Genomic DNA, 18,598 nt, shown 5'->3' on the forward strand with positions numbered 1-18,598 from the left:
CACCAGATTGCGTGCGCGTCCGTAACCCATCGGCAACAGAATTCAGGGATGCTTGATCCATGTCGATCAAGGTCGCTCTCGAGCACTACACGAGCTATGAGTTCTCCGAGCCGGTAACGGTGCACCCCCACGTGATCAGGCTGCGCCCCGCCCCACACGCCCGTACGCCCATCGAGGCCTATTCGCTCGAGATCAGTCCGAAGAACCACTTCATCAACTGGCAACAAGACCCGTTCGGCAACTGGGCCGCTCGCATCGTGTTTCCTGAGAAGGTCAGCAAGCTCGAGATCACGGTGGGCCTCGTCGCCGACATGATGGTGATCAACCCGTTCGACTTCTTCATGGAAGAGTACGCCGAACAGTTCCCATTCGCCTATCGCCCAGAACTCGCTGCCGACCTGGCGCCCTACCGCGCGCCCGTCGACGACAGTGCCGATGCTGAACGCTGGAAGAGCGAACTTCCCGAGCTTCCCGAGGGTGGCATGGCGACTGTTTCGTTCCTGGCGAGTCTGAACTCTGCGGTGAACCGCGCCGTCGCCTACGACGTGCGCATGGAACCGGGCGTGCAGACGCCCGACGAGACGCTGCGCATCGGCATCGGCTCTTGCCGCGACTCGGCATGGCTGCTGGTGAGCTTGCTGCGCAAGTACGGTCTTGCGGCACGCTTTGTCTCGGGCTATCTCGTGCAGCTCGCGGCAGATCAGAAGTCGCTCGATGGCCCCAGCGGGCCCACTGCCGACTTTACCGACCTTCACGCGTGGGCGGAGGTCTTCATTCCCGGAGCAGGGTGGGTGGGCATGGATCCCACCAGCGCACTGTTTGCCGGCGAGGGGCACATCCCCCTCAGCGCGACGCCGCACCCGAGCACCGCGGCGCCGATTGAAGGAGCGACCGGACGCACCCAGGTCACTTTCGGCTTTCACAACGAAGTTCGACGCATTCACGAAGACCCTCGCACCACCAAGCCGTACACCAGCCAGCAGTGGGAACGCATCGACCAGCTCGGTGAAGCCGTCGACGAGCGACTGCGCCAAGGGGATGTGCGATTGACGATGGGCGGCGAGCCGACGTTCGTTGCGCTGGATGACGCCACGGCCGCGGAGTGGAACACGGATGCTGATGGTCCACAGAAGCGCGAGCGCGCGACGATCCTCGCCGAACGGCTGCGCGAGCAGTACGCGCAGGGCGGGGTCGTGCACCGAGGTGACGGCAAGTGGTACCCGGGCGAACCGCTGCCGCGCTGGAACATCGCACTGCAGTGGCGCACCGACGGGGTGCGCATGTGGAGCGATCCCGCGCTGTTTGCCGACCCCTGGAACGGTGAGGCTGCGCCCGACGCCATGGCGAAGGCCGAAGCGCTCGCGCGTCGAATGACTGAGCTGCTTGGCCTTCCTGCCAGCCAGCTATTGGCCGCGTTCGAAGACCCGCTCGCTGATGTCGCCGCCGAGTTGCGAAAGCCAGCGGGCCCGCGCCCCGACTCAGACGACCTCGCCGAGGCTGACGTCGCCGAGCTCGATGAGTCGGTCAATGAAGCCACCGGTTGGGTGCTGCCCATCACCACCGAAGAGGAATGGACGAGCCCCGCGTGGACGTTCCGCCGCGGCCGGTTGGTGTTGTTGCCGGGTACGAGTGCGGTGGGACTGCGCCTGCCGCTTGACGCGATCGCGTGGACCGACCCCGAGCAGCCCGGGGAGCCGAGCTACCTTGAGGCTGGTCCGTCGCTGGTGCCAGGAATTCCCAAGGTCACCGTTGTCGAGCCTGACACCGCTCAGCGCACCGCGCTCGCCATCGAGGCCCGCTCGGGTCACGTGCACGTGTTCTTGCCGCCGACCACCACACTCGAGGCATATGCCGATCTGCTGGTTCTCATCGAGACGGCAGCACGCGAGAGCAAGACGACGATCGTGCTCGAGGGGTACGGTCCACCGCCCGACGCTCGCGTCAGTCAGCTTGTGGTCACCCCAGATCCCGGGGTCATCGAAGTGAACGTGCAGCCGACATCGTCGTGGGCTGAGCAGCGAGACCTGACTCAATCGCTCTATGAGCACGCGCGGCAGAGCCGACTCGCCACAGAGAAGTTCGATCTCGATGGCCTGCACACCGGCACCGGTGGCGGAAACCACATCACTCTGGGCGGTACCCAGCCGATTGACTCGCCCCTGCTGCGCCGCCCCGATCTGCTGGCAAGCCTTGTGGCGTACTGGCAGCGGCATCCGTCACTCTCTTACCTGTTCTCGGGACGCTTCATCGGTCCGACCAGCCAGGCGCCTCGCTTCGATGAGGGACGCCCTGAAGCCGTGTATGAGATGGAGATCGCGCTGCAAGAAGTGCTTCGCCTGTCGAAAGATCCCGACGACGAAGACGCCACCAATCTGCCGTGGCTCGTTGACAGAGCGCTTCGCCATCTGCTGACCGACCTCACCGGAAATACGCATCGCGCCGAGTTCTGCATCGACAAGCTCTATTCGCCCGACAGCAGTCGCGGCCGGTTGGGCTTGCTTGAGCTGCGCGGGTTCGAGATGCCGCCGCATCCCGAACTTGCTCTCGTGCAGGCTCTTCTGGTGCGCAGTCTGGTCGCGATGTTCTGGGAGAAGCCGTACACGGCGCCATTGGTGCGGTGGGGAACCCGCCTGCACGAAGACTTTCTGCTGCCGCAGGGTGCTCGAGCAGACATTGCCGAGGTTGTCGCTGACCTGCGCGCGCACGGCATCGCCTTTGAAGAGAGCTGGCTCGACCCGTTTGTCGAGTTCCGTTTTCCTCGCATCGGCATCACCAGAATTGGCGGTGCGAGCAACGGCATCGAACTTGAGCTGCGTCAAGCGATTGAACCGTGGCACGTGCTGGGCGAAGAGGCAACCGCTGGCGGCACCGCGCGCTATGTCGACTCGTCGGTTGAGCGAATCCAGGTGCGCGTGCGCGGACTCGATGGCGACCGGCACCTTGTGACGTGCCAGGGTATACCTGTGCCACTCACTCCGACCGAGCACCTGGGCGAGTACTACGCCGGGGTGCGTTACCGCGCGTGGCAGCCATGGTCTGCGCTCCACCCATCTATCGAGGTGCACGCACCGCTGACCTTCGAGGTTGTCGACATCGAGTCCTCAGTGAGTTTGGGCGGCGCGACCTATCACGTTGTGCACCCCGGTGGTCGGTCGTACGATCATCCTCCGGTCAACGCGAACGAGGCCGAGGCTCGTCGAGCGAGTCGATTCGAGCAGCGTGGGTTCTCGGCCGGCGAGCTGGATATCGCGGCCATGCAGGATGCTGCGCGCAAAGCCGCCACGAGCGATTACCCGCGCACGCTCGACCTTCGGAGGGTTCCTCCGAAGTGAGTGTGCTCCACGAATACGCGGCAGAGCTGACGCGGGCGACATTGCCGCTCACTGCCGCTGACGAGCGTGCTTCCGAGGCGCGCTACGACGAAGTCATCGCGCCCGAAGGCACGCTTCGTGCTGCGTGGAAGACTCTTGCCGCGGCGGCTGTCACCCTGACCTCGGCTGAAGTCGGACGCCTCGACGAAGAGATCGCGCAAGCGCTCGCCGATGATGGCGTTACCTACACGCACCCCGGCGACGGTGCCAGGCCGTGGAAGCTAGACCCATTGCCGCTGGTTTTCGACGCAGAGTCGTGGACGACGCTCGAGGTCGGTTTGGTGCAACGGGCTGAACTGCTCAACGCGATCATGACTGACATCTACGGCGAGCAGAAACTCCTTTCGGAGGGCATCATTCCCGCCGCCGTGGTTACCGCTCACCCCGGTTTCGTGCGCGCGATCGCGCGCCCGAGTGTTCCCCAAGCTCATCCGTTGTTGATGTCGGCGACCGATCTTGGTCGAGACGAAGACGGCGAGTGGCGGGTGCTGGCCGATCGGGTACAGGCACCCTCGGGGCTTGGGTACGCGATGGAGAACCGTCTTGTGATCTCGCGGCTGTTGCCGGATCTGTATCAAGAAGCAGACTTGCACCGCATGGATCCGTATTTCGCAATTCTGCGCGACGCGCTGCTGCAGTGCGCGGCGAGCGACGATACCGATCCTCGAGTTGTGGTGCTCTCGCCAGGAACGCACTCTGAAACGGCATATGATCAGGCCTTCATCGCCAACACGCTAGGGTTTCCGCTCGTGCAGGGCAACGACCTCATCGTGAGTGACGGATGCGTGTGGATCAAGCCCGCGCGCTGGCCGAACACCGAGCCAGTCGACCGCGTCGACGTCATTCTGCGCCGTGTCGATTCGCAGTGGTGCGATCCACTTGAACTGCGGGGAGATTCACAACTCGGGGTCACTGGACTGGTTGAAGCGGTGCGTCGTGGCACTGTTCAGGTCGTCAACGGTCTTGGCTCCGGCGTGCTTGAGAACCCTGCGCTGCTGCCATTCATGGCTGCCGCCTGCGAGCGACTTCTCGGTGAGCAGTTGCGCCTGCCGGCGACTCCCGCCTGGTGGTGCGGCGAAGCGACCGGCCTGGCCGAAGTGCTTTACCGCTTGCGCAATGACCCGGAGGGCGTCATCGTGCGCACGCTCGATGGCGACCTGGCTGGTGACGGAGTGCCCGTTGAAGCGCTCATCAGCAAGATCGAAACGCACCCCTATCGGTATGTGGGTCTCGCCCGGCTGCCGCTGTCGCAAGCGCCCTCGTGGGGACGCAGCGGGGCTGCCGAGGCTCAGCCGCTGGTGTTGCGGGGCTTTACGGTGCGATACGGATCGTCGTACCGCACCCTGGCTGGCGGCATGGCGACGGCACGTGATGACGACGGCGCGCCTCTGACCAAAGACGTGTGGGTGCTGAAGGCTGACCCCGACGATCCTGATCAGGGCTTGGCGTTGACGATGCCGCGCACGCTGATCCCGTCCATCCCCGCTCTCGCCCCGCGTGCCCTCGAAGACATGTATTGGGCCGGCCGCTACGCAGAGCGTGCCGAAGACATGCTGCGCCTCGTTCTGGCGGCCCAAGCCGATCTTGAGCGCAAACGCGCGCCCCGAAGCGGTACCGAGTCGGTACTGCTCGGCGTCATCCATTCGCTCTCGGGCACCCGATTCGCGGAACCGAACGAAGAGTTGCGTTCGCTGCTGGTAGACGCGCGTCGCCCCGGGTCAGCGGCACATGCACTGTCGCGCATGCGAAGTTCGCTTGAGGGTGTTCGCGATCAGCTCTCGGGCGACGTGTGGCGAGTTTTCGGTGCGGCCGATCGGGCGATGGCGGTCGCGCGCACAACCGCGCACAGCCCGCAGATCGCAGAGTCCGCGGGACGCATGCTGACGGGCGTGCTTTCGCTGCACGGCGTCACGGCCAACATGATTCGAGACTCGGGTTGGCACATGATCGAGGCAGGGCGCTACATCGAGCGCTCGATGCAGCTGTGCGCGCTGCTCACGGCAACCACCTCGGCACACCCGGTTCGTGCTACCGATCGGGGAATTCTCGACGGCGTCTTGCTGGCTGCCGAGAGTCTTGTGACGCATCGCCGTCGCTATCGCGGTTACGGTCGCACGCGAAGCGTCTTCGAGCTGCTGCTCAAAGACCTCGACAACCCGCGCTCGCTCGCGTTCGCGCTCGAGCATTTGCACACGCATCTGGCGGCGTTGCACGAGTCGACGGGCTCGACCCGGCCAGAGCGGCTGCGGTTCGAGTTGGCTGACATGCTCGACGCCGCGGACGCGGCGACCCTCGCGCAAGAGGTTGATGGCTATCGGCCCGCACTCGCTGAACTTCTCGAGCAGATGTCGCAGGGGCTTCGTCAACTGTCAGAGGCGGTCGGCGATGTGCACTTCGCGGCTGGTCCGCCGTCGATGGAGATGTCGTCGCTCTCGCTGATCGAAGAGATCGGGCGCGCATGAAATACGTGCTCTCTCACAGCACCGAGTATCGCTATGACAAGCAGGTGCGCAACAGCCTGGGTGTGCATCATCTGCGACCGCGGTCACTGCCCTGGCAAGACGTCGCATCCCACACCGTGGTGCTTGACCCGGTGCCCAGCGATACGACTCGCGACGTGGACTACTACGGCAACGCGGTCACCTACTACCACCTCCTTGAGCCACACACACGTCTCGAGATCGCGGCCACGAGCGAGGTGACCGTCACCGCACCTGTCTATGATCAGACGGCGCTTGCAATGCCGTGGGAGAGCGCCCGTCCCTTGCTCGGCGATACCGGACCTCACGGGTGGAGCGCCACCGAGTTCGCGCTCGAGTCGCCTCGGGTCAAGCACACCCCCGAAGCCGCGGAATACGGCGCGGTGTCTTTGACTCCCGGGCGAGCGCTCGGCGAAGCTGCGACTGATCTGATGCAACGCATCTATCGCGACTTCGACTACGACACGAAAGCAACCACCGTCACGAGCACGGTGGCCGATGCCATGCGAAAGCGCGCTGGGGTCTGTCAGGATTTTGCACATGTGGCTCTTGCGTGTCTTCGCAGCCACGGACTTGCCGCGCGCTATGTCAGCGGGTATCTCGCCACGCAGCCCCCTCCCGGCAAAGAACGTGTTTTCGGTGCCGATGCCTCTCACGCTTGGCTTGCCGTCTGGTTGCCCGCGTCAAACGAATGGCTGGCAATCGACCCGACGAACAATCAGTGGGCAAACGATCGATACATCACGGTCGCATGGGGCCGTGACTATGGTGATGTTGCCCCGGTTCGTGGCATCATCTGGTCGAAGGCTAAGCGATCAACGCTCAAGGTCTCGGTGGATGTGGCTCCGGTGGAGGCGTAAAGCATGAAGGCATTTCGCTGTCGCGTATGCGGTGCACAGTTGTTCTTCGAGAACTCGGTGTGCGTGTCTTGCGGCACCGCTCTCGGGTATTCGCGTGAGGAGCACGACATCGTGCCGCTCAACCAATCGGGTCAGTACGTTGACTCCGACGGCATGATCTGGCATATATGCCGAAATCTGAATCTATCGGGATGCACGTGGCTTGCGCGCATCAAAGGTGAGCAGTGCGACAGCTGCGCGCTGACACGAGTGCGACCGAACGATGCCGACCTCGAGGGCCTAGAGAACTTCGTTCCGGCGGAGCGAGCGCAACGTCAGCTGGTGGTCGAGATCGACCGACTGGGCCTGCCTCTTCGCAGCCGCGTCGATGATCCCGAAGAAGGGCTCTGCTTCGACCTGCTGTCGAGCGTTTCACAATCGGTGACGATTGGGCACGCCGACGGGGTGATTACGATCGACCTCGCCGAGAGCGACGATGCCTACCGCGAGCGGGTGCGTGACCGGCTCGATGAGCCCTACCGCACGATGCTCGGGCACTTCCGGCACGAAGTCGGCCACTACTACCAGTGGCAGCTCGTGCGCTCAGACGACGAGGCGGCACGTTTTCGTGCGCTGTTCGGCGATGAGCGCGCCGACTATCAGGCAGCCATTGACGAGCACTACGCGAACGGGGCACCGGCAGGTTGGCGGCAGTCCTACATCTCGCAGTACGCGACCATGCACCCCCACGAAGACTTCGCCGAAACCTGGGCGCACTACCTTCACATTCGAGACACCATCGATACCGCGGTGTCGTTCGGGCTCATCTCGGAACCGCCCGCGGATCAGCGGTTTCGAGAGCAGGTCGTGAACGTGTGGATGCCGCTGACGGCTGCCCTCAACGGGGTCAACCGTTCGATGGGCAAAGAGGATCTCTACCCGTTCGTCATCGCGAGCGACGTGCTCGACAAGCTCGACTATGTCGCTGAACTGGTAGGCGCCAATACCGCTAGATAAACGCGGGCAGGTCAGTCCACGCGTCGGGGGCGGGCTCGACACCATCGCGGGTGACGGTTCCCTCGATGAGGCCGTAGGGGCGATCGGCGGCCCAGAAGACTTCGTTCGGGTTTTCGAGTCCGAAGGGCTTCAGATCGTATGCGAAGTGGTGCTTATTGGGCATAGAGAAGCGTACTTCGGCAATCTCAGGCCGTGCCTCAATCGCAGCTTTGCCCATTTCGAAGAGCGTCTGCTGCAGCGCAAGCGAGTGCACCGTGGCAAAGGTAGACAGCAACACCTCGAGCACCTCGGCGTAAAGCGCGTTGTAGTCGATGCCAGCCTCGACTGCCTCGGGCAGAAAGCGCCAGCGCCCGGTGACTGACGTGGCCATGATGCGGTCTGTGGCCTCGACGAGAGTCGTGTACTTGTCTCGAGGGAAACCGTGAAACTCGCTTCCGGTCGACTTGAGCACGGTGAGGTCTTTGACGCCGCCGGTCACGTGGGTCTTAGCGTCAATGACCTGAACCGCCGCGAGACGCGTGCCCTGGCCGACGCGCACGAACGAGTGGTCGTGCGGTTCGCCGTCAACCAGAATGCGCGCCCACTCGTATTGCTCGGCCTGCCACAGTCCACCTTCGATCCAGTCGAAACCCGCAACGAAGTGCTCTGAGAGCTTCAGCAGGTACTCTTCAGGCGAAAGCACTCCGTGCTCCTTCGCGAAGGCGAAGGCGGTGTTCTTCTGCGTATCGGTCGCGACAACCACGCTGTTGTCGCCCGAGAGATACGAGTCGACAAGCGCGGCGCCGCGCAGTTGAGATGACACATTCAGGTCGACGATCTCGTGCCGTGGGGTGTCGCGATAGATGCGCACAACGCGGTTCTCGGCCTTGCCGTATTTGTTGGCGCCAAGGCTTACGGATACATCACTCATAGCTAACTCCCTCGATAGGTTGAATAGGCGAACGGGCTGAGCAGCAGGGGCACGTGATAGTGCCGGGTGCCGCCTTGGGCTTCGCCTTCAACGCTGAAGGTGACGGTGATGAACGGGTAGAAACTCGCGGTATCTCGATCGGTGAAGTACTCGCGTGTGAGAAAGGTCAGTGTGTAGTCGCCCGGGTTCAAGACCTCAGGGCCCAGGGACGCCCGACCGTCCGCGTCGGTCTTGCCGTGGGCGATGATCGCCCCGGGTGCTTCGGCAACGATTGATTGACCGGATGCTGCGGCGAGCACCACGCCCATCCCTCTGGCGGGCTCACCTGTTGCGGCGTCGAGCACGTGGGTGGTCAGATGTGTCATGAAGCATCCTTCACAGAATCAGCGGGGGCGGGCTCTTGCAGCGCCACATTGAGGCGAAGCAGCGCGATTTCGGCCAACTGTGCCACAGCCTCGGCCGCTTCGGTTTCTTCGTCGTTGTGCAGCCGCCGCGTAAGCTCGCTCAGCATCTCGGCGGGTGAACGCCCGGCAGCGCGAATAAGAAAAACGCGACCGAACTGAGCTTCGTAGGCGGCATTTCCTGCCGCAATTCGTGATGTGACGTCGGCGTCAGCATCCGTCATCGAAGACTGCTCGCGCCGAGATGCATCAGCCTCAGCGCCCTTCTCGCTCGGCTTCTCGCCGATACGAGGGTGTCGCTCGAGCGCTGCGTCGAGGTCGGCGCGCGTCCAGGCCTGGGCGCGCAGCGACGCGAAGCCTTCGAGTTCGGCCGCAGAGTCGTACGGCCTCGCCCCGACGATCTCATGTGCCCATGGCACGATCGCGGCCCAGGTCAACGCCATCTCTATCGCGTCAGCGGCGGCCATGTGGTTGAAGTCCTCGATGTTCACAGGGCTCCTCTCTGGCTTTGACGCTACCGCCGGTAGCGACGCATGAAGTTTTCGTCAGGGAAAATTCTTGTTTCGTGCATTGAGGCAACACTCGTGCGATCGCGCGTTACACAGCTGAAACGAGCGACGCACGCAGCGGCAATATCGTAAGAGGCGAGCAATAGACAGGAGCTTCAGTGGTAGCCAAGCGAACCGTCGTTCGGTCGGGAAGAACGTATCTTCACGGGTACTTTCAGCCCGCCGCCATCGTCATCGAAGACCGTCGCATCGTTGACGTCGTCTCGGTGGGCGCGCGGGTGCACGGTGCCAGCACCAGCGTCGTGCCAGACGATGCCGTGTTGTTGCCAGGACTCGTCGACTCTCACGTGCACGTCAACGAACCCGGCCGCACCGAATGGGAGGGGTTTCGCTCGGCCACGCGTGCCGCAGCAGCGGGTGGCGTCACCACCATCGTCGACATGCCGCTCAACTCGCTGCCGCCCACGACGACAGCCGCGGCACTCGAGATCAAGCGTGCGGCGGCAGCGCAAGCGTCTTATATCGATGTGGGGTTCTGGGGCGGGGCGATACCCGAGAACCTCGGCCAGCTTGCGCCGCTTCACGCCGCGGGCGTCTACGGCTTCAAGTGCTTTCTCTCGCCTTCCGGTGTTGACGAGTTTCCGCACCTCGACCGTTCGCAGCTGGTTTCGGCCATGGAAGAGATCGCCTCGCTCGGCTCGAAGATCATCGTGCACGCCGAAGACCCGGCGCTGCTCGCCGATCATGGTTCGCTCGGCCGCGACTACGACACGTTTCTCGCCACGAGGCCGGCCGCAAGCGAGGCTTCAGCGATCGAGACCGTGATCGACAGTGCACGACGCACCGGCGTGCGCGCCCATATTCTTCATCTGAGCGATGCCAGCTCGCTGCCGGCAATTCGCGCGGCGAAAGCGCAGGGCGTGGCGCTGAGCGTGGAGACGTGCCCGCATTATCTGACGATCGCTGCCGAAGAGATTCCCGACGGAGCGAGCGAGTTCAAGTGCTGCCCGCCCATCCGCGACGCATCCAATCGAGATCTGCTCTGGCAAGGGATCACCGACGGAACCATCGACGCCATCGTCAGCGATCACTCACCGTCGACGGTCGATCTCAAGCGTGCGGGAAACGGCGACTTCGGCCTGGCCTGGGGCGGCATTGCCGGATTGCAGGTCGGGCTGTCTGCGGTATGGACTGAAGCGCGTAGCCGTGGCATCTCGCTCGAGAAGATCCTGCCGTTGTTCACGACCGGTCCGGCAGCGATCGCAGGCCTGCCGGGGCTGGGTGTGATTGAAATCGGTGCACCCGCGCACCTCGCGGCGTTCGGCATTGATGATCGGTTTTCTATCGACGCGTCTCGATTGATGCACAAGAACCCGATCACCGCCTACGACCACCGCGAGCTCAAAGGAAAGATACGACGCACCTGGTTGCGTGGCAGTTCGATCTACGACGTCACTGATGACGGTGCGCGTACCGCCCCGCAATTTCGCGGCGCGCCAAGCGGACGGCTGCTCACCGCAAGCGTGACGATAGCGAGTTGATGCCTGCATGTCACACGATCGCAACAGCAATCGGCTTTGATGGGGGCATGAGCGTGCAGTTCGAGATTCTTCAGCCTGGGCAGGGCGCCATTGGCGGCGACCACTATCTGCCATCCACCCCTTCGACGGTGCGTTGGGGAAGACTCCCATGCGCGGCCGACGAAGCGGTGTTGAAAGTCGCAGCCGGCGAGACGGTGACGATCGACACCGTCAGCCACGAGGGCATTCTCGAAGACCAGGGCAAAGACCCGCTCGCCTACTTCACCGGCAAGGGGGTGGATGCTGACGCCGTGCTCGACGACGCCATTGCGATCGCCCGCACCATGTCACGCGACACGCTCGCCGATGGGCCCCATGTGGTCACCGGGCCGATTCACGTTGAGGGAGCGGTGCCGGGCGATCTGCTGAAGATCACGGTCGTCAAGCTGCTTCCGCGCGTGCCATACGGCGTGATCTCGAACCGCCATGGCAAGGGCGCCCTGCCCGGAGAATTGCCGCGCGGAGAGCACAACGTGAGCGTTTTCACCCCCGTCGAACAGCGCGAAAGCGGGCTCGTGGGGGTGTTGCCGGTCACCGAGGGCGGGCCGGGCATCGTGGAGTTTCCGCTTGCACCCTTCCTCGGAACGATGGGGGTGGCCGTCGCCTCCGACGTGCACCCTCACTCGGTACCGCCAGGAACGCACGGGGGAAACATCGACATCAATCTGCTAGTCGAGGGCACCGTGCTCTACCTGCCCGTGCAGGTGGCGGGCGCACTTGCGTACGTAGGCGACCCGCATTTCGCGCAGGGCGACGGCGAGGTTGCGCTGACGGCGCTTGAAGCCTCGCTGCGCGCCACCCTTCGCTTCGACGTCGTGCCCAAGGCCGAAGCGCTCGCCGAATTCGGCGAGATCATCGGGCCGATGGTGCGCGCCGATGGCTACCTGGTGCCGACCGGCATGGACCCTGACCTGGGCGAGGCGATGCGCCACTGCGTGCGCGCCGCGCTCTCGCTGATTCAGACACGCTGGGGCCTCGACGAGCACCTGGCCTACGCCTACCTCAGCGCCGCCACCAACTTCGACATCTCGCAGGTTGTCGACATCGTGTGCGGGGTACACGCCCGCATTCGCGAAGCAGACTTTGCAGGCATCGATCGTGGCTGATCTTCCAATGGGAGCGCCGTCCGCTGCGTCGGCCCTCTACGGCGTCATTGGGGCCGCTGCCGTGCCGATTGACCTGCTTGCGGCATTCGAAAAGTATGAGGCAGCGATTCTCGCCAATGACCTCGAGCGCCTCGACGCGGCGTTCGCCCCCGGACCCGACACCGTGCGCGGCGATGCCGCAGGGCTTCTCGTGGGCCGTGACGCGATCTCGGCGTTTCGCAGTGCGCGCGGCGGTGTCGCCACCCGCGTGATCGAACGCATTGAACACCGGCCGATGGGGGTGGATGCTGCGCTGCTCATCTCGGTCTCGCGATACGTCGATGGCGGCACCGGATTGCAGACCCAGCTGTGGGAGCGCGTCGACGGGCAATGGCTCATCACGGCTGCTCACGTCACGCCTCGCGCTCAGGCCTTCGACAAGTCGGTGTGGCGAATGGTTGGCGATCCCCTCTTTCAGGGCGCGTGGGAAGGCCCGCTTGCCGGGCTCACGGTTGCCGTCAAAGACCTGTTCACGATCAAGGGCTACCGCGTCGGAGCAGGAAACCCGACCTACCTGGAAGGTCAGCGTGCCGAGTCGACCACCGCGCCGGCAGTCAGCGACCTGCTGCGCGGCGGAGCATCGCTGCGCGGCATCGCCCGCACCGACGAGTTTGCCTACAGCGTCGCCGGCGACAACGTGCACTACGGCACTCCGCCCAACGGTGCTCTGCCGGGCGCGCTACCCGGGGGGTCGTCGAGTGGCCCGGCCACCGCGGTTGCGACTGGCCAAGCTGATGTCGGGCTCGCCACCGACACCGCCGGATCGGTGCGGGTTCCCGCGTCGTACCAGGGGCTGTGGGGCTTGCGCACAACCCACGGTCTCGTGCCACGCCAGGGTCTGCTGCCGCTTGCGCAGTCGTTCGACACCGTGGGGTGGCTGACCCGCGACGGCGACACGTTGCGCCGTATCGCGGAGTGGTGCCTGAGCTACGACAGTTCGGAGTCGACCGAGAAGGTCTTCGGCGAGTCGGGCGACGAACTGCCCTGGTGTTTCATCGTTCCCACCGAAGCGCTCGCGAGCGCAGAGCCGGCTACCGCCGACGCTTTTGCCGAGATGCTCGCGGCCTTGGCGACCATGGATGACGCACCGCTGGTTGAAGAAGTGTCACTTGGCGACCTCGACGACTACCTGCAACCGTTCCGCACCGTGCAGGGCGCCGAGGCGTGGCGCAACAACGGCGAGTGGGTGGGCGCGAACTCCGAAGCGCTCGGGTCCGCCGTGGCCGAGCGGTTCCGCATCGCCGCTGACGTGACCGCCGAAGACGAGTCCGCAGCACGGCAGCTCTTGACGCCTCTTCGTGAGCGCTTGCGTGGGGTGGTGCGAAATGCCGTGCTGTTACTGCCAACGGTTCCCGGCCCTGCGCCCGCCCGCACCGCGACCGGTGAGCGTATCGACGCGCTGCGCGCCGCAACGCTGCGTATGACGACACCCGCTGCTGTCGGCGGACTGCCCGCAATCTCGGTGCCCTTGCTCACCGTCGAATCTGCACTTGGTCGCGCCCCCGTGGGTGTGAGCCTCATCTCGCGCGAAGGAACCGACCTCGCGCTGGTGCGTCTCGCGCAGCGGCTCGCGGCAGCGCTTGATGCGGCAAAGTCAGCATCCACTTCACCCACTGCCGTCATCGAAGGAGACTTGGCATGATCCCCGGCCCCATCGACCCGCCGGCGCGCCTGCTGATGGGCCCCGGCCCCATCGCTGCGTACCCGAGCGTGCTTGAGGCCCTCGGTGCTCCGCTGGTGGGCCAATACGACCCGTTCATGACCGCCACGATGAACGAGACACAGGAGCTCTATCGCGCCGTGTGGGCGACCGCCAACGAGGCGACGATGCTGGTGGATGGCACGTCGCGCGCGGGTATTGAAGCGGCGATGGTGTCGTTGATCCGCCCGGGTGACCGCGTTCTTGTGCCCGTTTTCGGCCGGTTCGGTCATCTGCTCGCCGAGATCGCCGAGCGCGCGATGGCCGAGGTTCACACGATCGAAGTGCCGTGGGGGCAGGTTTTTCCGGTCTCGGTGATCGAAGAAGCGATCGTGCGGGTGAAGCCCACGTTGCTCGCGCTCGTGCAGGGTGACACCTCAACCACGATGCTGCAGCCGCTCGACGAGGTGGGTGCGATCTGCGCCGCGCACGGCGTGCTGTTCTACTCCGATACGACAGCGTCATTGGGTGGCAACGCCTTCGAGGCCGATGCCTGGGGGTTGGATGCGGCCACCGCCGGACTGCAAAAATGCCTGGGCGGGCCTCCCGGGTCAGCCCCCATCACGCTGTCAGAGCGTGCGGTCGAGGTGATTCGCTCGCGCGGTCGGGTGGAAGCGGGTATTCGCGAAGAAGGTGACCCCGAGGCCACAGACTTCGTGCGCTCGAACTACTTCGACTTGGGCATGATCATGGATTATTGGGGTCCGCGCCGGCTCAATCACCACACCGAAGCCACCTCGATGCTCTACGCGGCGCGTGAGTGTGCGCGAGTGATTCTGCTCGAAGGGCGCGATGCTGTGATTGAGCGTCACCGCATGGCCGGTGAGGCGATGCTCGCTGGTGTGCGCGCGCTCGGTTTTGTCACCTTCGGCGACCTTTCGCACAAGATGACCAACGTGGTGGCGGTCGAGATTCCCGATGGCGTGCCCGGCGACGAGGCACGCGGAGCGATGCTGACCGACTTCGGAATCGAGATCGGAACGTCGTTCGGTCCGCTGCACGGCCGTGTCTGGCGCATTGGCACCATGGGCTACAACGCCCGTCAAGATGCGGTGACCACGACGCTCGCCGCTCTCGAAGAGGTGCTTGCTCGCTACGGTGTGTCGGTTCCGGCTGGCGGTGGGGTCGACGCGGCGCTCGACGTGTACCGCGCATGACTCGCATGCTGTTGAGCGTTGAACGTGACGCGATCGCCACGGCCGCGCGCCGGGTGATGGCGCGATGCGACGAGCTTGCGCGAATGAGTTCGTCGACCGAAGGCATCGAGCGGGTGTATCTCTCACCCGAGCACGCCAGGGTGAACCGTCTCGCTGCCGAGTGGATGCGTGAGGCGGGCATGTCGACAAGACAGGATGCCGCAGGCAATCAGATCGGCCGTCTTGAAGGAGCGTTCGGCCCCGAAGCGCCGGCATTGATGATGGGCTCACACCTCGACACCGTGCCCGATGCCGGTCGCTTCGATGGGATCGTCGGAGTGCTCATGGCCCTCGAGGTGGTCAGGATGCTGCGGGTGCCGACCGCTGACGGCAGCTTTCGCTCTCCGTTTCCGTTCGCTCTTGAGGTGATCGCCTTCTCAGACGAGGAGGGCACCCGCTTCGGCAAGGCGCTGCTTGGCTCGTCAGCGGTGGCTGGCACATGGGATGCGGAGTGGTGGAACCTCACCGACGAAGAAGGCAACACGCTTCGCGAAGCCTTTCGTGAGTTCGGCCTTGACCCCGGCCGCGTCGGCGAGGCCGCGCGGCGGCCGGAGGAATTGGTCGGCTACCTTGAGGCGCACATCGAGCAGGGGCCACAGCTGGATGAGCGCGGTGAGTCACTCGCGGTCGTATCGTCGATTGCGTCGGCGAGACGTTTTCAGCTGATCGTCGAGGGCGAGGCGCGCCATGCCGGCGGCACGCCATATGACCGCAGGCGCGATGCGCTGCTGGGTGCGAGTGAAGCGGCGCTCGCCGTCGAGCGCATCTGCAGTGCTGAGCACCACATGGTGGGCACTGTGGGCCAGCTTGAGGCGTACCCGGGCGCGGTGAATATCGTGCCGGGCGAGGCGCACCTTTCGCTTGATCTGCGGGGAGAGTTCGATGGCACGCGCGATGCGGTCTGGCAGCTGTTGACAACGGAGATCGACGCGATCATGGGGCGTCGTGGTCTTCGGTGGAAGGCGCGAGAGATTCACGCCGCGCCAGCGGTGTTCTGCGCGCCGTTGCTGCAAGACGTGGTGCGCGCCGGAATCTTGTCGACGCTGCCCGAGGGTGTCGATGACCCGGCAACGATCTTCAGTCGTGCTGGCCACGACGGCATGGCGATCGGTGCGATCACCGACGTGGGCATGCTGTTTTTGCGCAACCCTGATGGCATCAGTCACCACCCCGATGAGTCCGTCTCTTCAGGTGACGTGGCCCGTGGCATTCAGGCGCTCGCCGAGGCGGTGCTGCAGTTGAACGCCGACCGCTAGCGCAGCCGGGTCGCGGCTGGGCGCCGACCGGGAGCGCGGCCGTTGTCGCCTCGCTCGACCTAGCATCCCGCGCTGCGCGACCTCGCCATCGGCCCCGCCCGACCTTGCAACCACGTCCCGCCCGAACCAGCGACCCGCGCCGCCCGACCTCGCACCCCATCGGTCGCACGCGGCAGCGAAACGGCCGGTGCTTTCGTCGACACGCCGTGGTTCGATACCCGCAGGGCCCTATTTGCGCAATTCCCCGGCCGTTTGACGCGTGGGGGTGCTGCTGCAGCACCAGCACCGGCATGCGCCTGACCTGACGACGTGCGCGGTCAGCCGCACCCCGCAACCCGCAACGAAACGGCCGGTGCTTTTGTCGACACGCCGTGGGTCGGCGCCCACAAGGGCGTACTAACCCAATCCCCCGGCCGTATTGTTTTGGGTGGTCGCACCCGCACCCGCACCCGCGCCTGCACCGGTACCCGCACCCGCCTGATCGCACAACGTGCCCCGTCGGTCGCACCCCGCAGCCAAATGGCCGGTGCTTTCGTCGACACGCCGTGGGTCGGCGCCCGTTGGGCCCTCCGTGCACAATTCCCCGGCCGTTTCACGCGAATAGCGGCAGCGGCAGCGGCAGCGGCAACGGCACTCGCCTGGCCTCGCAATGCACCCGCGCGGTCGCCCGTCGCGCCGCACTACGCGCCCCCGCGGTCGCACGCCGCAGCGAAACGGCCGGTGCTTTTGTCAACACGCCGTGGTTCGTTACCCACAACACCTGACCTGCACATTTCCCCGGCCGGTTTGTATGGGTGGATGCCGGAGGGCAGACGCACTTCGGCGCTCGCTAGTTGCTCCGCCCGCAACGCGGGGCGGTAGCGTGTCGTGATGCCCATCGCCCTTGTTACCGGAGCCGCTCGCGCGAACAGTATCGCGGCGGGTATCGTGCCGCGCTTAGTAGCGGATGGCTGGGATGTTGCCACCAGCGACCGAGAGAACGCGGACTACCCTTGCGATCTTGCTGACGCGGAGGCAGCAGCCGGACTTGTTGACCGCGTCGCACGTGAGCGAGGGCCGATATCGGCGCTCGTGCTCAGCCACGCGCATGACGTGGAGACGGGCATTCTCGACACGGATGCTGCGAGTTTCGACCAGCACATCGCCGTGAACGCTCGCGCGAGCTTGCTGATGATCGCGGCTTTTGTTCGCCAGGTTCCGCAGGATGGTGGCGCGGTGGTGGCGTTGACCAGCGATCACACCACGGGCAACCTGCCGTACGGCGCGTCGAAGGGTGCGCTCGACCGGATCGTCATTTCAGCAGCACGGGAACTTGGGCCCAAGGGTATTTCGGCGAACGTGCTCAACCCCGGACCCATTGATACGGGTTGGATGGACAGTGATCTTGAGCGGCAGCTGATGACGCAGCATCCACTTGGCCGGCTGGGAACGCCAGGTGACATCGCGAGTTTTGTCTCATACCTCGTGTCTGCGGAAGGGCGATGGATCTCGGGGCAACTGTTGCACGCGGATGGTGGGTTCTCGGCGCGCTACTGATCCCCGGGCGCCAAGCATCAGCGCTAAGCGCCACCGCCGAGCGTCAGTGCCGAGCGACAGTGCCAGCGTCAAGCGCCAAGCGCCGGTGCTGGATGTCTGCGGAGGGTCTCAGTGCAGGCAGAACTCGTTGCCCTCGGGATCGCGCAGTTGGTAGTAGTGCTCGGGCCATGGTCCCCAGTCTTGGTCGATGAGACGCACGACCTCTGCACCCAGAGCCACGAGACGATCCTTCTCGACGTCGAGCTCGTCGTGAGTGGGTTGACGGCCCGGGGTGGCGTTGATGTCGAGATGCACGCGGTTGCGCGTCTGTTTGGTGCTGTCGGCGCGCAGGAAGAGTATTCGCGGGCCTTCGCCGCTGGGGTCTTGGGCTAGGCCTCTATGGGAAAGATCTTGCTCGGTTAGGCCAGCTGACAGCAGTTGGCCTTTGAGTGGTTCCTCCCATTCCTGCTCGGGGTAGCCGAACACAGCGGCCCAGAACCGGGCGAGCGCGGGCGGGTCGTCGGCGTAGAACACGATGTTGCCAAGCTTCGATGCCATGACCGAGACAGTACTCCGCGCGAGCGACATGCGGGAGTGAGTTGCACAGCGCCGAGGCAGGCTCAGTCGAGCATTCGCCCCATACGAAACGGCCGGGCAAATTGCCCGACACGGTCGTGAGA

General features: G+C 64.7%; 14 protein-coding genes. 10 read left to right on the forward strand and 4 right to left on the reverse strand.

Annotation, left to right across the window (positions count from 1 at the left end; genetic code table 11):
- The first annotated feature begins 59 nt into the window (after nucleotides 1-59).
- The 4 genes from WDU96_RS01765 to WDU96_RS01780 are packed head-to-tail and all read left to right on the forward strand — an operon-like array spanning nucleotide 60 to nucleotide 7,707.
- On the forward strand, nucleotides 60-3,332 hold the full coding sequence (locus WDU96_RS01765; protein ID WP_337336763.1) for a transglutaminase family protein: 3,273 nt from the start codon (nucleotides 60-62) through the stop codon (nucleotides 3,330-3,332).
- Nucleotides 3,329-5,833 (forward strand): circularly permuted type 2 ATP-grasp protein, encoded by a 2,505-nt coding sequence (locus WDU96_RS01770; protein WP_337336764.1) that lies wholly within the window; start codon nucleotides 3,329-3,331, stop codon nucleotides 5,831-5,833. Before WDU96_RS01765 ends, WDU96_RS01770 begins: the two co-directional genes overlap by 4 nt.
- The gene (locus WDU96_RS01775) at nucleotides 5,830-6,711 is read left to right on the forward strand and encodes a transglutaminase family protein (protein WP_337336765.1); all 882 of its coding nucleotides are present in this window, start codon (nucleotides 5,830-5,832) and stop codon (nucleotides 6,709-6,711) included. Before WDU96_RS01770 ends, WDU96_RS01775 begins: the two co-directional genes overlap by 4 nt.
- Before the next feature lie 3 nt (nucleotides 6,712-6,714).
- Nucleotides 6,715-7,707, forward strand: coding sequence for a zinc-binding metallopeptidase family protein (locus WDU96_RS01780; RefSeq protein ID WP_337336766.1), 993 nt, complete (start codon nucleotides 6,715-6,717; stop codon nucleotides 7,705-7,707).
- Here WDU96_RS01780 and pucL read toward each other — a convergent pair.
- Genes pucL through uraD form a run of 3 tightly spaced genes read right to left on the reverse strand, consistent with a single transcriptional unit; the run spans nucleotide 7,700 to nucleotide 9,509 of the window.
- Nucleotides 7,700-8,617 (reverse strand): factor-independent urate hydroxylase, encoded by a 918-nt coding sequence (gene pucL, locus WDU96_RS01785; protein ID WP_337336767.1) that lies wholly within the window; start codon nucleotides 8,615-8,617, stop codon nucleotides 7,700-7,702. The two genes, WDU96_RS01780 and pucL, sit on opposite strands and share 8 nt — an antisense overlap.
- 2 nt (nucleotides 8,618-8,619) lie before the next feature.
- A complete protein-coding gene (gene uraH / locus WDU96_RS01790) occupies nucleotides 8,620-8,982 on the reverse strand; it encodes a hydroxyisourate hydrolase (RefSeq protein WP_337336768.1) in 363 nt (120 codons plus the stop codon).
- Nucleotides 8,979-9,509, reverse strand: a complete 531-nt coding sequence (gene uraD, locus WDU96_RS01795; RefSeq protein ID WP_337336769.1) for a 2-oxo-4-hydroxy-4-carboxy-5-ureidoimidazoline decarboxylase — start codon at nucleotides 9,507-9,509, stop codon at nucleotides 8,979-8,981. Before uraD ends, uraH begins: the two co-directional genes overlap by 4 nt.
- Nucleotides 9,510-9,685: 176 nt before the next feature.
- On the opposite strand from uraD, the gene allB reads away from it, so the two are divergent.
- The 6 genes from allB (at nucleotide 9,686) to WDU96_RS01825 (ending at nucleotide 17,939) form a co-directional block, all read left to right on the forward strand.
- Nucleotides 9,686-11,068 carry an allantoinase AllB gene (gene allB, locus WDU96_RS01800; protein ID WP_337336770.1) on the forward strand — a complete coding sequence of 461 codons (1,383 nt, stop codon included), beginning with the start codon at nucleotides 9,686-9,688 and terminating at the stop codon, nucleotides 11,066-11,068.
- Between the two features lie 47 nt (nucleotides 11,069-11,115).
- A complete protein-coding gene (locus WDU96_RS01805; protein ID WP_337336771.1) occupies nucleotides 11,116-12,213 on the forward strand; it encodes an acetamidase/formamidase family protein in 1,098 nt (365 codons plus the stop codon).
- Nucleotides 12,206-13,894, forward strand: a complete 1,689-nt coding sequence (locus WDU96_RS01810; protein WP_337336772.1) for an AtzH-like domain-containing protein — start codon at nucleotides 12,206-12,208, stop codon at nucleotides 13,892-13,894. Before WDU96_RS01805 ends, WDU96_RS01810 begins: the two co-directional genes overlap by 8 nt.
- Nucleotides 13,891-15,108 carry a pyridoxal-phosphate-dependent aminotransferase family protein gene (locus WDU96_RS01815; RefSeq protein WP_337336773.1) on the forward strand — a complete coding sequence of 406 codons (1,218 nt, stop codon included), beginning with the start codon at nucleotides 13,891-13,893 and terminating at the stop codon, nucleotides 15,106-15,108. The genes WDU96_RS01810 and WDU96_RS01815 overlap by 4 nt, the downstream gene beginning before the upstream one ends.
- On the forward strand, nucleotides 15,105-16,403 hold the full coding sequence (locus WDU96_RS01820; RefSeq protein WP_337336774.1) for an allantoate amidohydrolase: 1,299 nt from the start codon (nucleotides 15,105-15,107) through the stop codon (nucleotides 16,401-16,403). The genes WDU96_RS01815 and WDU96_RS01820 overlap by 4 nt, the downstream gene beginning before the upstream one ends.
- Before the next feature lie 870 nt (nucleotides 16,404-17,273).
- On the forward strand, nucleotides 17,274-17,939 hold the full coding sequence (locus WDU96_RS01825) for an SDR family oxidoreductase (RefSeq protein ID WP_337336775.1): 666 nt from the start codon (nucleotides 17,274-17,276) through the stop codon (nucleotides 17,937-17,939).
- A 108-nt stretch (nucleotides 17,940-18,047) separates the two neighbouring features.
- Here WDU96_RS01825 and WDU96_RS01830 read toward each other — a convergent pair whose 3' ends face one another.
- Nucleotides 18,048-18,476 (reverse strand): VOC family protein, encoded by a 429-nt coding sequence (locus WDU96_RS01830; protein ID WP_337336776.1) that lies wholly within the window; start codon nucleotides 18,474-18,476, stop codon nucleotides 18,048-18,050.
- Nucleotides 18,477-18,598 lie beyond the last annotated feature (122 nt).

It is taken from the genome of Microbacterium marmarense (assembly GCF_037204165.1).
In the GTDB taxonomy this organism is placed as follows: domain Bacteria; phylum Actinomycetota; class Actinomycetes; order Actinomycetales; family Microbacteriaceae; genus Microbacterium; species Microbacterium marmarense.